Source organism: Treponema sp. R6D11, from assembly GCF_054786075.1.
In genome coordinates this window covers 1-1,420 of the sequence record NZ_BDHD01000328.1, presented here as the reverse complement: position 1 = coordinate 1,420, position 1,420 = coordinate 1, and the positions used below count along the sequence as shown (strand labels likewise).

1 protein-coding gene is annotated in these 1,420 nt (G+C 51.5%); it reads right to left on the bottom strand.

Annotation, left to right across the window (positions count from 1 at the left end):
* Nucleotides 1–1,420: hypothetical protein (locus ACYVTD_RS12800; protein WP_461248132.1), on the bottom strand; the 1,420-nt coding region annotated here is incomplete at both ends.

Sequence of the window (1,420 nt, the reverse complement as noted above, 5' to 3'; positions counted from 1 at the left end):
CGGCGGAAGTCCCGTTATAAAATTCGTTTATTTTTTTGCGGACTACCGAGTTGCCATAGGCGTTATTCCAACCGAAGGCGGTATAATTCCAAGCCGGATCGTTTTTGTGGCTGGGGTAAATATTGATATAATGCGCCCTTACGATAAGGGAATAATCTCCGTTTCTCGCGATCTCGACCCAGTTTACGGAGTCTCCCGTTTGCGGCGGCGTCAGTATCCTGCCGTCATCGGGGTCCGTTATTTCCTCATTATTCGGCGTGACCGTAACATTGAGATCCGCATGGCGCTCCGTTCCCCCGTTTTTTGACGCGGGCAGAACCACCCTGACAATCCCCGTACCGACGGCCTTTCCGATTATAATGGGCCCGTTCAGGTTGAAATACGCGGAACCGGAACCGGCTATAGTCCAATTAATATCATCATATGTAACGGTGGCGCCGGACGGGTTGATCTTCACAAGGTTGCTCAGATTGCGGTACTCCCCGACTTTGATGGTAAGATCGCCGCCTGTAATGCTGATGCTGTCCGCCCATACGTCGGGATTAGGATCGGTGCCGGGATCGGGGTCAGTACCGGGATCGGGCGTGGTCGGCTGTTCGGTAAAGTAAACCGTTATGGAAAAGTTTTGGGTATAATCCGTTCTGCTGAATAAATTTCCGGCCGCGTTTTGTATGGTCGCCTTTATCACGATAGTGGTGTTTGACGAGCCGGTCGACGGCGCATTTCTGCCGTAAATATCGATAATGCCGCTGTTTGTGAGCAATGTGGGCTCATAAAATAAGACGCTGCCCGGATTGACGAGCGCCCAAGTAACGGGTCCTTGAACGGTGGCGTCGGCGGGTAATACCGTCGTGTAATTTTTCAGGTTCAGCCTGCCGCCCGATACGACGGTCCCGTTTTTTAATTCAACATTCATTGATTCTTTGCCCAGCTTGATTAAAGATACGGGCACGAAAGTTTCTTTAATGCCTTCGGGAATATCGCCGTCCGTTATGGTCAGGGTGCGGGTGTTCTGCTCGGGCGGTTTTTCGGAGTACAGCTGCGCGGGGCTGAAGTCTTTGATTATATAGTCCGTTTTGCCGTTGCCGTGTACGATAATTACCGCTTCAAACAAATCGCCCTTGAGTATCGGCATGGCGGCGGAACTGATGACAAACTGTTCCGCGGAAGAATTGTTGCCGATTACTCCGGTCGGCTGCCATGTGTGGACGCCGTACACGGAACTCTGCATCGAAGCTTTGTTCCGCACGATCATGCTGGTAACGGTAACGGGCCAGGAAGTTACTTTATTTTGCAAAGTTACCGTGGCGCCGACCGCGTTGGTTTCTTTAAGATCGTCCGGGGCGATAATTATGGTAACCACCTGATCCTTGATATAGGCCTTCCGTTCCACGGTGGAAAGGCTTTCGTTTCCTTCCAG